General features: G+C 62.5%; 14 protein-coding genes. 13 read left to right on the top strand and 1 reads right to left on the bottom strand.

Annotated features, from left to right (window positions below; all coding sequences use genetic code 11):
• Positions 1-55: 55 nt before the first annotated feature.
• From AUL28_RS14080 to AUL28_RS14040, 9 genes are all read left to right on the top strand, one after another.
• Positions 56-1,081 carry a glycoside hydrolase family 3 N-terminal domain-containing protein gene (locus tag AUL28_RS14080; RefSeq protein ID WP_062233696.1) on the top strand — a complete coding sequence of 342 codons (1,026 nt, stop codon included), beginning with the start codon at positions 56-58 and terminating at the stop codon, positions 1,079-1,081.
• 91 nt (positions 1,082-1,172) lie between these two features.
• The gene (locus tag AUL28_RS14075; RefSeq protein WP_062233766.1) at positions 1,173-2,273 is read left to right on the top strand and encodes an ABC transporter ATP-binding protein; all 1,101 of its coding nucleotides are present in this window, start codon (positions 1,173-1,175) and stop codon (positions 2,271-2,273) included.
• Between the two features lie 38 nt (positions 2,274-2,311).
• Complete coding sequence (locus AUL28_RS14070; RefSeq protein WP_058598243.1) at positions 2,312-2,542, top strand: twin-arginine translocase TatA/TatE family subunit; 231 nt, start codon at positions 2,312-2,314, stop codon at positions 2,540-2,542.
• A gap of 48 nt (positions 2,543-2,590) precedes the next feature.
• Positions 2,591-3,094 carry a Sec-independent protein translocase protein TatB gene (gene tatB / locus AUL28_RS23705; RefSeq protein WP_082640466.1) on the top strand — a complete coding sequence of 168 codons (504 nt, stop codon included), beginning with the start codon at positions 2,591-2,593 and terminating at the stop codon, positions 3,092-3,094.
• Positions 3,091-3,906 (top strand): twin-arginine translocase subunit TatC, encoded by an 816-nt coding sequence (gene tatC, locus AUL28_RS14060; RefSeq protein ID WP_062233693.1) that lies wholly within the window; start codon positions 3,091-3,093, stop codon positions 3,904-3,906. Before tatB ends, tatC begins: the two co-directional genes overlap by 4 nt.
• Before the next feature lie 39 nt (positions 3,907-3,945).
• Positions 3,946-5,229: a serine--tRNA ligase gene (gene serS / locus AUL28_RS14055; protein ID WP_062233691.1), complete on the top strand. Its 1,284-nt coding sequence runs from the start codon at positions 3,946-3,948 to the stop codon at positions 5,227-5,229.
• Positions 5,230-5,233: 4 nt separating this feature from the next.
• Positions 5,234-5,989, top strand: coding sequence for a 5'/3'-nucleotidase SurE (gene surE, locus AUL28_RS14050; protein ID WP_062233688.1), 756 nt, complete (start codon positions 5,234-5,236; stop codon positions 5,987-5,989).
• Positions 5,990-6,007: 18 nt separating this feature from the next.
• Positions 6,008-6,646 (top strand): methyltransferase domain-containing protein, encoded by a 639-nt coding sequence (locus tag AUL28_RS14045; RefSeq protein ID WP_192843465.1) that lies wholly within the window; start codon positions 6,008-6,010, stop codon positions 6,644-6,646.
• Positions 6,647-6,752: 106 nt separating this feature from the next.
• Complete coding sequence (locus AUL28_RS14040) at positions 6,753-8,102, top strand: M23 family metallopeptidase (protein ID WP_244493527.1); 1,350 nt, start codon at positions 6,753-6,755, stop codon at positions 8,100-8,102.
• Between the two features lie 66 nt (positions 8,103-8,168).
• On the opposite strand, the gene AUL28_RS14035 is transcribed toward AUL28_RS14040, so the two are convergent.
• Positions 8,169-9,035: an ATP-binding protein gene (locus AUL28_RS14035; protein WP_062233763.1), complete on the bottom strand. Its 867-nt coding sequence runs from the start codon at positions 9,033-9,035 to the stop codon at positions 8,169-8,171.
• A gap of 135 nt (positions 9,036-9,170) precedes the next feature.
• Between AUL28_RS14035 and yajC the strand changes: the two genes are divergently transcribed.
• The 4 genes from yajC (at position 9,171) to AUL28_RS14015 (ending at position 13,446) form a co-directional block, all read left to right on the top strand.
• The gene (gene yajC / locus AUL28_RS14030) at positions 9,171-9,512 is read left to right on the top strand and encodes a preprotein translocase subunit YajC (protein ID WP_058598249.1); all 342 of its coding nucleotides are present in this window, start codon (positions 9,171-9,173) and stop codon (positions 9,510-9,512) included.
• A gap of 123 nt (positions 9,513-9,635) precedes the next feature.
• Positions 9,636-12,221: a protein translocase subunit SecD gene (gene secD / locus AUL28_RS14025; RefSeq protein WP_062233679.1), complete on the top strand. Its 2,586-nt coding sequence runs from the start codon at positions 9,636-9,638 to the stop codon at positions 12,219-12,221.
• A 3-nt stretch (positions 12,222-12,224) separates the two neighbouring features.
• On the top strand, positions 12,225-12,620 hold the full coding sequence (locus AUL28_RS14020; protein ID WP_058598251.1) for an Mth938-like domain-containing protein: 396 nt from the start codon (positions 12,225-12,227) through the stop codon (positions 12,618-12,620).
• On the top strand, positions 12,613-13,446 hold the full coding sequence (locus AUL28_RS14015; protein WP_280137277.1) for a phytoene/squalene synthase family protein: 834 nt from the start codon (positions 12,613-12,615) through the stop codon (positions 13,444-13,446). The genes AUL28_RS14020 and AUL28_RS14015 overlap by 8 nt, the downstream gene beginning before the upstream one ends.
• Positions 13,447-13,450: the final 4 nt, after the last annotated feature.

The following is a 13,450-nucleotide window of genomic DNA, read 5'->3' as shown; positions in this document are numbered from 1 at the left end:
AAAGGGCGGGCCGCCAGAGCCCGCTCCAGAGCAATCGCATCCTACGGACGTGTCGATGAGTGGAACCAAGGCTTGGATTTCCGGCTGCAGCGGACTTCGGCTGACCGCCGACGAGCGCAGTTTCTTTCAGGACGCGCGGCCCTGGGGTTATATCCTCTTCGGTCGAAATATTTCCGAAGCTGCGCAGGTTCGTGACCTCGTGGCGGAGTTGCAAAGCCTCGACGGCCGCGACACCGTTCCTGTGCTGATCGACCAGGAAGGCGGCCGCGTTCAGCGCCTGCGCCCTCCGCTTTCGCCGCGCTTTCCGCCCTCGGCGACGATCGGGCAGGTCTACGCTGCCGATCGCGACAAGGGCAGGCGGGCCGCATGGCTTCAAGGCCGCCTGCTGGCGCACGACCTTCGACAGGGTTACGGCATCAATGTCGATTGCCTTCCCTGTCTCGACGTGCCGCAACCCGGCGCGCATTCGGTGATCGGAGATCGCGCCTATGCTGATGATCCGGGCAGCGTCGCCGAACTCGGCGGGCTCGCCGCCCGTGGCCTGATGGCGGGCGCGGTTCTGCCTGTGATGAAGCACATACCGGGGCATGGGCGTGGCAACGCCGATAGCCATCTGGAACTGCCGTGCGTGACGGCGGAGCGGACCGATCTGGAAGGTTTCGATTTCCGGCCATTCCGCGATCTGCGCCATCTGCCAGCGGGAATGACCGCCCATCTCCTGTTTGAGGCGCTCGACCCGGCGCATCCCACGACGCTGTCTTCCATCGTCATCAACGAGATCATTCGCGGCCTGATCGGCTTCGACGGATTGCTGATGAGCGACGACATGTCGATGAAGGCGCTTCAAGGCAATATGGGCGAGCTGGCGAAGGGCGCGATTTCTGCGGGCTGCGATCTGGCGCTTCATTGCAACGGCGACATCACAGAGATGGTGCAGGTGGCCGCCGGCGTTCCCGAACTGGGCGGACGCGCCAGCGAGCGCGCGGAACGGGCGCTGGACGTAATTCGCGTCGCCCCGGAAGCTCTCGACGAGCCGATGCTTCGCGAAGAGTTCACCAGACTCACAGCGACTCTCGCTTGAGGACAGCGGGCTTCGGCTTTAATTGATCGCAACGATCAAGTTCAGATCGGTCGATGAGCGAGGCTGAGGGGCGCGACACATGACACTTCACATGCGTCCGGTCGCTGCAGCGAACACACCTGCTCTCGATATCCATTCTGGGCCATCCGCCCTCACGTTTCGCGATCTCTCCTTCAAGGCCGAGGGACGTGAGATTCTGCGGGACGTATCGATTCAAGCGGAAGCCGGGCAGGTCTTGTGCCTGCTAGGGCCATCCGGCTCTGGGAAAACCAGCCTTCTGCGGATGGCGGCGGGTATCGAGCGGCAAACACGAGGCGAAATCTGGATCGGGGATCGGCTGGTTGCCGGACCAGAGCGATTTCTGCCACCCGAGACGAGGGGCGTCGGGCTGGTCTTTCAAGATTTCGCCCTGTTTCCTCACAAGACGCTTCGCGACAACGTGCTCTACGGCCTTGCCGGTCTTCCGCGTCGGGAGGCCAAGGCCCGAGCGGAGGCTGCGCTCGACCATGTCCGGCTCGGGCCTCTCGCCGATTCGTTCCCGCATCATCTGTCGGGCGGGGAACAACAAAGGGCTGCCCTGGCCCGCGCTCTGGCGCCGCGTCCTCGCGTGATCTTGATGGATGAGCCCTTCTCCGGGCTCGATAGTCGCCTCAAGGATGAGGTGCGTGCCGAAACGCTGGCGATCCTCGCACAAACGCGATCGACTGCCGTGATCGTCACGCATGACCCGGAAGAGGCAATGCGCATGGGCGATCGGATCGCGCTCTTGCGGAACGGGCGCCTCGTCCAGACGGGAACGCCGAGACAACTCTACCTCCATCCATCCAGCCTCTTTGCAGCCGGTTTCCTGTCCGAGATCAATGTCTTGGCAGGGAGCGTGCAGGTAGGAAAAGTGACGACGCCCCTGGGCATCGTCGCACACTCGCCACGATCGGATGGCACGAAAATGGACGTTGCAGTTCGTTTGACCGGTGTCAAACTGTCGACTTCGACGGGGGGAACGTCTGCTCGCGTTCTGGAGCGGCGTTTCCTGGGCGGCGAGGAACTAGTTCTTCTCGCGGTCGATGGCGCATCCGGTCCCGTCAGGGCGAGGTTTCATCCTGGCGAACTCGCCGACAATGTGCACGATGTCTTTGTAGCCGTTGATCCGGTTGAGACTTTCGTGTTTGAAAGGACCGAGGGTTCGGTTTGAATTTGGTGCGCGGCCTGCCCGCGCCATGGAGGCGTATCATGGGTAGCTTCAGCATTTGGCACTGGCTCATCGTTCTGGCCGTCGTGCTGCTTCTGTTCGGGCGCGGAAAGATTCCCGAATTGATGGGCGATGTCGCCAAGGGCATCAAGAATTTCAAGAAGGGCATGGCCGACGACGAAACGCCGGTCACGCAGGAGCGTCGTTCTCTGGACGCTCGCGAGGGCGACGCCATGACCCACGACTCCGTCACGGAGAAGTCCCGCATCTAAGGGACGGGCGGCACGTATCGTGCCGCCGTTCGCCTTCCGGGGATCGTCATGTTCGACATCGGTGGACTTGAGCTTCTAGTAATTGCGGTCGTTCTGATCGTCGTCGTTGGTCCTAAGGATCTCCCCAAGATGCTGCGCACCTTCGGGCGCGTGAGCTCGCAAATGCGTCGTATGGCGGGGGATTTTCGCCGTCAGTTCGACGAGGCCTTGAAAGAGGCCGAGTTGGAGGAACTGCGCCAGACCGCCAAGGATGTGCGTGATCTCGATCCGCGCAACGACCTTCGCAAGGCGATGAATCCGATCCGCGCAGTCGGCGACGAAATTCGTTCGTCCATCAAGGCTGCGGCGGAGGCTCCGGAGCCCAAGGTTCCGTCTCCGACGCAATCGCCCGTGCCGATGGAGTCCGGGCCCGTTCCTCAACCCGATTCGGCTGTCAATGGGAGTGCCTACCCCCTAACGGATGCAAGCTCGACGCCGATTCAGGTTCGTCCCGAAACGTCGACGGCCAGCGAATCCTCGGCTACGCGCACGCCCGTTGGAGGCATTCAGTGACCGAGCGTTCCGAGTCCGACATCGAGGCATCGTCCGCCCCGTTGATCGAACATTTGATCGAGTTGCGTCGTCGGCTGATCTGGTCGATCGCCGGCTTCTTCGTGATGTTCCTGATCTGCTTCTTCTTCGCGAAGGGCATCTTCAACGTTCTGGTCGTCCCGTACCAGATCGCCAGCGGTTGGGCTGGGCTCGACCCTTCCAATGTGGAGCTGATCTACACGGCCCCTCAGGAATATTTCTTCACGCAGGTGAAGGTCGCTGCTTTCGGCGGCGTCTTCCTCGCCTTTCCAGTGATCGCGATCCAGATCTACAAGTTCGTGGCACCCGGTCTTTATCGGGACGAACGCGCGGCTTTTATTCCGTTCCTTGTTGCGACGCCGCTCCTGTTTCTGCTGGGAGCGCTCCTGGTCTATTTCTTCTTCACCCCGATGGTGATGTGGTTCTTCCTGTCCATGCAGCAGCCGGGGCAGGGAAGCGATGCGGCGATTCTCTTGTTGCCGCGCGTGTCCGAATATCTCTCGCTGATCATGACCCTGATCATTGCTTTCGGTCTCGTGTTCCAGCTGCCGGTGATCTGCTCGCTTCTCGTCCGGGCGGGGATCGTGACGGCCGATGGTCTGCGCTCCAAGCGCAAATATGCGATCGTCTTGTCCTTCATCGTGGCGGCGGTGCTGACGCCGCCCGATCCCATGTCCCAGATCGGTCTTGCGATCCCGGCCATCATTCTCTACGAGATTTCCATCATCACGGCGCGGATGATCGAGAAGAAACGTGGCGTGCGTCTGGCGGCCAGAGAAGCCGGCACGGAGTAATCCGGACGGTTCCGGCCCGCCTGTAGCGGACTGGAAAAGATGCTGGATATCAAATGGATCCGCGAAAACGCGGAAGTTCTGGACGAAGCTTTGAAGCGTCGCGGTTCAACCGCGACCGCCTTCGACATTCTTCGTCTGGACGAAAAGCGGCGCCAGCATCTCAAGGCTCTGCAGGATTGGCAGAGCCAGCGCAACGAAGCCTCAAAGCAGATCGGTAAGGCCAAGGCGTCCGGCGACGCGGCAGCTGTCGACGAGGTCATGCGTGCGGTCGCGGAGCTGAAGGCGAAGATTCAGGACGGCGAAAAGCTCGAGCGCGAGATCGATGCCGAGATCGACGCCGTCCTCGCCACGCTGCCCAATGTTCCGCTACCCGAGGTGCCATTCGGGACCGACGAAACAGGCAATGTCGAGGTTCGGCGCACAGGCGAAAAGCCGACCTTTGCCTTCAAGCCCAAGGAGCATTTCGAACTGGGCGAAGCGCTGGGTCTCATGGACTTCGAGCGCGCCGCCCGCATGTCCGGCTCCCGCTTCACGGTGCTTCGGGGGGATCTGGCGCGGATGGAACGCGCGCTCGGTCAGTTCATGATCGACACTCACACGCGTGAGTTCGGCTATGAAGAGGTGTCGCCGCCTTTGCTGGTGCGAGACGAGGCGCTGTTTGGAACGAGTCAGCTCCCGAAGTTCGCCGAGGACCTGTTCCAGACCACGGACGGGCGCTGGCTGATCCCGACGGCCGAAGTGTCGCTGACGAATCTCGTCCGCGAGGAGATCACCGACGAATCCGCGCTTCCGCTGCGCTTCACCGCCCTGACGCCCAGCTTCCGATCCGAAGCGGGGTCCGCCGGCCGCGACACGCGCGGAATGCTGCGTCAGCATCAGTTCTACAAGGCTGAACTGGTTTCCGTAACGACCCCGGAAACATCGTTGGAAGAGCATGAGCGTATGACGGCGGCCGCCGAAGCCGTGCTGAGCAAGCTCGGCCTGCATTTCCGCACGATGATGCTGTGCACCGGCGATATGGGTTTCTCCTCCCGTAAGACCTACGACATTGAGGTGTGGCTGCCGGGACAGGACGCTTACCGCGAGATCTCGTCCTGCTCCGTTTGCGGAGATTTCCAGGCGCGCCGCATGAACGCCCGCTATCGCCCGGCTGGGGAAAAGGCCGCGCCGCGCTTCGTTCATACGTTGAATGGGTCAGGAACTGCGGTTGGCCGGGCTCTGATCGCCGTTATGGAAAACTACCAGCAGGAAGACGGCAGCATTCTCCTTCCCGAGGTGCTGAAACCTTATCTCGGCGGTCTCGAGCGGATCGGGGCTCGCTGATCTCATGCGCATCCTCCTGACGAACGACGACGGCATTCATGCCGAAGGCTTGAAGGTCGTTGAAGAGATCGCACGCCAGCTGTCTGATGAAGTGTGGGTCGTGGCACCGGAAACGGACCAAAGCGGCTTGTCGCATTCGCTGACGCTGTCATCGCCGCTTCGGCTCCGTCAGGAGGGGGAGCGCCGCTTCGCGCTTCGCGGTACGCCAACGGATTGCGTCATCATGGCGGTGAAGCATGTGATGCCCGAGCCGCCGGACCTCGTTCTATCCGGCGTCAATGCCGGGCAGAATATCGGCGACGACGTCTCCTATTCCGGGACCGTCGCCGGCGCGATCGAGGGTATGATGCTGGGCATTCGCTCGATTGCGCTCAGTCAGGCCTATCGCCCGAACTCGGGTCGCGATGTGGTTTGGGCCACGGCGCTCCAACACGGCGCTCTGATCGTACAACGCCTGCTTTCGGTGGATGCGCCGGCCGGCACGCTTTTCAACGTCAATTTCCCGGCTGTGGAGCCCGACGCCGTGGAAGGCATCGAGGTGACCCGGCAGGGAAAGCTGGATTATGCCTTGGGCGTTGAAGAGCGTCTCGACGGTCGCGGCTTCCCGTATTTCTGGTTGAAGTTCGGCCGCCAAGCGGGGGGCGAACTGGACGGGTCCGATATCGGTGCACTCAACGCCCACCGGATCTCCGTGACACCGCTTCATCTCGATCTGACGCATCACGCTCTGCGAGAGCAGATGCGCGATCTCTTCCGCTGATCCGTCATGCCGAACTCCATGCTTGATCGCGAGCAATTGGCCGCTTTCCTGATGACGGTGCGAACGGTGGACGGCATGACGCCCCGTGTTCTGACGGCCGTCGAGTCCGTGCCGCGACGCCTCTTTGTTCCGCAGGATGCGAAGGACGCGTACTGCGATAAGGTGTTTCCAATCGATTGCGGGCAATCCATGCCGGGCGCACGCCACGCGGTGCGCCTCGTTGCGGCGTTGAAGATCGCACCCGAACACCGTGTTTTGGAGGTCGGGACCGGGAGCGGCTATATTACGGCACTTATGGCCAAGCTTTGCGTGCAGGTGTTGACGCTCGACCGCTACAAAACGCTCCTGACCAAGGCGCAGGATCGTTTGAAAAGCTGCGGCATCGGCAACGTGACCTATCTGAAAGAAGACGGGCGAACGGGCTATCCCGACCAGGCGCCGTTCGATCGCATCGTCGTTCATGGCTCGTTCGAGATGCTGCCTCGAAATTTCGTCGAGCAGATTTCCTCTCAGGGCATTCTTCTGTGCGCCTTGGGCGATCCGAGCCATGTTCAGCGGGTCGTCCGTCATCAGCGCCTAGGCAGTCGCTTCGAAGAGGAGACGCTGTTTCACGCGCGTCTCCAGCCGCTTGAGACGGGTGTCGCCAGCTACCTCTAAAGAATTCGATCGATGACCTGACGGCGTTTAACCCTCGGGTAACATTAACGCGCTCTAATGTTCCCAGGTTGGGCGAATGCTTTTGGGGACTGCAATGCGGACGGACGTGTTGAATCAGAGTCGGTTTCGGCTTGTGCGCTCGGCGGGGCTGATCGCGCTCGCCGCCTTGGCTGCTGGTTGCAGCGCGGACGCCACGCGCTTGCAGGATAGTTTCTATACCGGTGCCATACCGAAGGCGCCGATCCAATCGCAGCCCGCTATGGCCGAGGCGGCCCCGTCCTATGGGCAGGGTCAGCCCAACGCGTCCTACGGGGCCGGCACGACAGGCGCTCCGCGCACCTACGCCGCCGCGACGCCGCGCGTCTCGCGCTCGGCCCTGCCGCCTCCGCCGGCCGCGTCCTATAGCGGCGGCAACGAGACCTATGAGCCGATCCGTCCAGCGGCAGCGGCGACCATGTCCCAGCCGGTTTCCTCGCCTGTCAATCGCGCCGAAGTCGCGCGCACGGAAGCGTCCCGCGCGATTGCGCCCGCTTCGACTGGCTCTGCCGGCACCTATGTCGTGACGTCCGGCGACTCGCTTCTGGGTATCGCGCGCCGCCACGGTGTACGGTCGAGTGACCTGCGGGCCGCGAACCGTATGAGCGACGACAATGTGAAGATTGGCCAGAAGCTGGTGATTCCGGCGGGCGGTAGCATGACGGCAGCCGCGCAGCCGGCGACCAACACGCGCTATGCAGCGCTCGGAGCACCGCCGACGACGCTTCAGGCACAGGCCGCCGCGATCGCCGTTCCGCGCTCGCCTCCGGCTCATTCGCGCCCGGCACCCGCAGCCGCACCGCCCGTGGCGCACGAGGCGGCTTCGGCGAAGCCGGCGACCGCTACGACTGCTCCGGCTATCACTACGCCGGTTGCGGCGGCAGCTCCAGTCGCGACGGCGCCCAAGCAGGTTGCGCATGAGGCCCCCGCGCAGCCTGCGGCAGCGCCCAGCGCTTCCAGCACGGCGCTTGCCACAGCGGCTCCGGCAGCATCCGCTTCGAAAGAAGACGAAGAGGAGATCGCAACGATCCCGAGCGGCACAGGCATCGACCAGATGCGCTGGCCGGTTCAGGGCCGCGTCATCAAGAGCTTCGGTGACAAGGTCGGTTCGCGCCGCAACGACGGTCTCAACATCTCCGTGCCGCGCGGTACGCCGATCAAGGCGGCCGAGAACGGCGTGGTCATCTATGCGGGGGAAGGGCTCAAGGAGTTCGGCAAGACCGTTCTCGTGAAGCACGACAACGGTCTCGTGACGGTTTACGGACACGCTGACGACATCAAGGTGCAGCGCGGCGCGACCGTGAAGCGGGGGCAGGAGATCGCGACGGCGGGTATGACCGGTGACGCCGACGCCCCGATGCTTCACTTCGAAGTGCGCAAGGACTCTTCGCCAGTGAACCCGATGACCTACCTTCGCTGAGCGTCGGCTCAACGATTGTCATGTAACGCCGCACCGAGCTTATCGAAGCTCGGTGCGGCGTTTTTGTTAACGCGTTAGGGACCGCCCGAGGCGTCCTGCGAGGTCCGTCACGAATTGATACGCGACGCGGCCCGATCGGCTGCCCCGGGTCGTGCTCCATTCTAGCGCATCGCGTCGCATCTCCGCAGGGTCCAGATCGATTCCCGCTGCGGCGAGGTAGCCATCGACCATCGCAAGATAGTCGTCCTGCGAGCATTTGTGGAAACCCAGCCAGAGACCGAATCGGTCGGAAAGAGAAACCTTCTCCTCCACGGCCTCGCTGGGGTTGATCGCCGTTGACTGCTCGTTCTCCATCATGTTTCGCGGCAGGAGGTGCCGCCGATTGGAGGTGGCGTAGAACAGGACGTTCTCGGGCCGACCTTCGACGCCACCATCGAGCGCCGCTTTCAGCGACTTGTAGGATGTGTCGTCGTGATCGAATGACAGATCGTCGCAAAACAGCAGGATGGGGCAGGGCAGATCGCGAAGCATCGTCATCAACTGCGGAAGATCATCGATGTCCTCGCGATGGACTTCGATCAATTTCAGCGCCGTACGTTCACCTCGCGACGAATTGACCTTCGCGTGCACGGCCTTCACCAGCGAGGATTTGCCCATGCCGCGCGCGCCCCAAAGAAGGGCATTGTTGGCGGGTAGCCCGGCTGCGAACCGCTCCGTGTTGTCGAGCAGAATGTCACGGGAGCGATCGATCCCGCGAAGCAGTTCGAAATCCACGCGGTTCACGCGGGGTACGGGCGTCAAACCAGAGGGCGGCGCGAAGACGAAACAATCGGCGGCTTCCAGGTCGAGGGGTGGTGCTGCGCGCGGCGCGAGCCGTTCCAGCGCATCCGCCGCGCGGCGCAGGAGAGAAAGAAGTTCCGTTTCGGACGTCACGGGCTGACCTCTGGAAAGACCGATACCGCCGGGCATTGCCGGGCGGCGCGTGTTGCAATCGGTTCGACCGATCGTATATTGCGCGCATCTTGTGAAGGGCCGGGCGCCCTGTTTTCCGTTTGTTGGGAGATCTTGATGTTCGTATCGCCGGCTTTCGCACAGACCGCCACCGCAGCGGGGGGGCCGGAGAGCATCCTCATCAGCATTCTGCCGTTCATTGCCGTTTTCGCGATCATGTATTTCCTGATCATTCGCCCGCAGCGCTCCGCGGCGAAGAAGCGAGACGAAATGCTGCGCAATATTCGTCGTGGTGACACGATCGTCACCGGTGGCGGCATCATCGCCAAGGTCACCAAGGTCCAGGAGAATGGCGAACTGGAAGTGCAGATTTCCGAGCAGACCAAGATTCGGGTGCTCCAGTCCATGGTCGCGGATGTGCGCGTGAAGGGCGAGCCCACGGCGGCGAATTCGAAGTAATCTGTCAGCGGATCGGGGTCGTCCCGATCCATTTTCGTATTCGGCAGATCACTCTGCCGTACCGCATTTTCGGAGCGCCGCAGGCCAGAAGGTCCGGTGCTCCGATTGTCGTTCGGGAACGCCATGCTCTATTTCTCGCGGTGGAAGACCACCTTCATCTGGCTCGCCGTTCTCTTGGGCGTGCTGTTCGCGCTCCCGAACCTTTTGACGGAACAGCAGAGGGCCAGTCTGCCCTCCTTCATGCCGAAACAGCCCATGACACTGGGGCTGGATCTCCAAGGAGGCTCCTATGTGCTTCTGGAGGTCGATCGCGCTTCGTTGATCAACGATCGGCTCCAGAGCCTGCGCGAGGACGTGCAGGTCAGCTTGCGCTCGGCCAATGTCGGCTTCACGAATCTGCGTGAGAACAATGGTGCGATCCAGTTCGCCCTACGCGATCCCGCCCAGGCTCAGGCCGCGCGCGCAGCTCTGCAGGGCCTGACCTCGCCAATTTCCAGCGGGCTTCTAGCCGGCGGATCGGTCACGGAAACCGACCTCACCGAACCACAGCCTGGCACGTACCGCTTGGCGCTGACGAATGCCGGCATCGATTATCGACTCTCGACCGCCGTGTCGCAGTCGATCGAAGTGGTGCGTCGTCGCGTTGACGAACTGGGCACGACCGAACCGGTGATTCAACGCCAAGGCCTCGACCGAATCATGGTTCAGGTTCCAGGCCTGCAAGACCCGGCTCGTCTGAAAAGCCTCCTCAACCAGACGGCGCGTCTGACCTTCCGCCTCGTGGACGTGAACAACTCGGCCGAAGCCGTGGCGAGTGGCGCGCAGCCTCTGCCGGCCGGTGACGAGTTGCTCGAAACGACGGATACCAAGCCGCATCCGATTCTGGTGCAGCGTCAGGTCATGATTTCGGGCGAGAACCTGACGGACGCACAGGCCGGTTTCGAGCAGCAGACCAACCAGCCTGTCGTCAATATTCGCTTCGACGCCCGGGGCGCGCAGCGCTTCGGTCAGGTGACGCAGGAAAATGTCGGTCGGCCGTTCGCCATCGTCCTCGACAACAAGGTTCTGTCCGCACCCAATATCCGCGAGCCGATCCTCGGCGGCCAAGCGCAGATTTCCGGCAATTTCACCGTTCAATCCGCCAATGATCTAGCCGTCCTGCTGCGCGCCGGTGCGCTTCCGGCGACGCTCGATATCATCGAAGAGCGGACGGTTGGGCCTGGCCTCGGCGCCGATTCGATCGCGGCGGGCAAGGCCGCCGGTATCATCGGCGGCGCGCTGGTCGTCGTCTTCATGTTCGTGGCCTATGGCTTCCTCGGCGTGATCGCGAACATCGCGCTGCTGGTGAACGTCATTCTGCTCGTGGCGCTTCTGTCGGCGCTCGGCTCCACGCTGACCTTGCCTGGCATTGCCGGCATCGTGCTCACGATGGGCATGGCGGTCGACTCCAACGTTCTCATCTATGAGCGCTTGCTGGAGGAACGGCGAAACGGGCGATCCGTCGTCCAGTCGATCGATGCCGGGTTCCATAAGGCGCTGGGCACGATCATGGACGCGAACGTCACCTCGTTGATCGCCGCCGTCGTTCTGTTCTTCCTGGGATCGGGCCCGGTGCGTGGCTTCGCCATTACACTGGCGCTCGGCATCTTCACGACCGTTTTCACCGCCCTCACGCTCACGCGCTGGATGGTGTCCTATTGGCTCCGTCATCGCCGCCCGAAGGAAGTGCCGAAGGGCTGGGTGTCGTTCGTTCCGCATGGAACCCGCATTCGCTTCATGAGCATTCGTCGCTGGGCCTTTGCGATCACGATCGGACTTTCGCTGGCGTCGATCGGCAGTCTCTTCGTCGGCGGCCTGAACTTCGGCATCGATTTCACCGGTGGTACGGTCCTCGAACTGCGCGCCAAGAATGGAACGGCCGACGTCGGCACGATCCGTCAGGATCTCTCCGGCATTGTCGAGGGGGACGTCCAGGTTCAGCAGTTCGGCGCCGCGAGTGATGTTCTCGTTCGCTTCGGAGTGCAGCCCCAAGACGCTCAAACACCGCAGGCCAGCGTCAATGCAGTACGCTCGGCTCTCGCCAACGACTATGATTTCCAGCGCGTGGAGGTGGTCGGTCCGACCGTGTCGGGCGAGCTGGCCTGGGCGGCGGTGTTCGGGGTCGGCGCCGCGCTTCTCGCGATTTCGATCTATGTCTGGCTGCGCTTCGAATGGCAGTTCGCCATCGGTGCTTTGCTCGCAACGGCCCATGACGTCGCGATGACGATCGGCTTCTTGGTCGTGTCGCAATTGGAGTTCAATCTTTCTTCCATCGCAGCGATCTTGACGATTGTCGGCTACTCACTGAACGACACGGTCGTCGTGTTCGACCGAATTCGCGAAAACCTGCGCAAATACAAGAAGATGCCGATATCGGACATCATCGATCTTTCTCTGAACGAAACCCTATCGCGCACACTGCTCACCGCCGTGACGCTCGTGCTCGCCCTTGTCGCCTTGTACGCCTTCGGTGGAGACGTCATTCGCGTATTCGTCGCGCCGATGCTGGCGGGTGTGTTGGTCGGTGTTTATTCATCGATCTTCATCGCGGCGCCGGTCCTGATCTACTTCAAGCTTCGCCCGGAAACGATCCGAGGCGGAGACAAGAGCGATGCGCCCGAGCCGAAACGCGTTGGCGGCTCGACGCCGTCGACCTCCGGCAAGGCCTGATCTATGGCCGAGCCGAGCGATCCCGAAATTCGCGACGCACATTATCCGCGTCGCGCTCCGATCGACGCCTACGGGAACGGCGGCTTCCGGTTCGCCGACATGTCGCATCGCGGATCGATTCTCTGTCTCCCGTCCGGCATTTATGGCTGGTCCGCTGACGCGGACGAGCCCTTCGGCGGCGCGAGGCTGCTGAAGGCGTTCGAGGAAGCGGAGGATATCCGGTTTTTCCTGTACGGCACCGGCGGCGATATTCGCCGTGTTCCGCCGGCTTTGCTGGATCGGTTTCGAAAGGCCGGGATCTCCTGCGATCCCATGTCGACGGGCGCCGCCGTGCGAACCTACAATATCATGCTCGCGGAAGGACGCCCGGTCGCGGCGGCGCTGATCGCCGTTGACTGATTCAGCTCCTTCCGGCGGCCTACTGTCCGCTTACGCCGAATGTGAGCGAATCGTTCAGGACGGCGATCCCGATCGTGCTGTTGCGGTGGGGTTCGCCACGAAGCCGGCGCAGAAGCACCTGTTTGCGCTCTACGCCTTCCATCTCGAAACGCTGCGCATTCGCGATCTGGTGTCGCAGCCATTGCCCGGCGAAATCCGCCTTCAATGGTGGCGCGACCGCTTGGCGAGTGAGGAACCCTTGGAGGACGCCGCTCAGGGCTCCCCGATCGCGACGGCTCTGATCGCGACGATTCGCGAACACGCCCTGCCGCTCGATGCGTTCGAGCGCTATCTCGAGGCTCGGGTTTTCGACCTCTACAACGACCCGATGCCGTCGCGCGCCGACTTCGAAGCCTATGCAGGAGAGACGTCTTCCGCCTTGATCATGATGGCGACGATGGTGCTCGATCGCTCGGCCGCGCCCAGTCTGGCGGACGCGTGCGGCCACGCCGGAGTGGGCCAAACCGCGATCTCCGTGCTGCGCTCGGAGGCGATTCATCGCAACCGTCACCAAGTCTACGTGCCCGCCGATATTCTGACCGCGACCGGTATCGATGCCTCGACTTGGTTGGCAGGTGGAGCCGGATCTGAGCGCGCCCGCGATGCCATGCGTGCGTTCGCGCGAGAGCATCTCGATCCCGTCCTGCATCTGTGGGCATCTATTCCCGTCTCCGTCCGCCCGGCACTTCTGCCTGCGCTATGGGCCGGCAAGGCTCCGATCACGGCCGGTGCGGAACCGAGCGCTCTCCGACGGCTTTGGTTCTACTGGCGGCAGATGCGCTCTTGAGGTG

The sequence above is a fragment of the Aureimonas sp. N4 genome (genome assembly GCF_001463925.1).
Lineage (GTDB): Bacteria > Pseudomonadota > Alphaproteobacteria > Rhizobiales > Rhizobiaceae > Aureimonas > Aureimonas ureilytica_A.
Note: the sequence above shows the minus strand (reverse complement) of the source record. Positions and strands in the feature narration are given on the sequence as shown.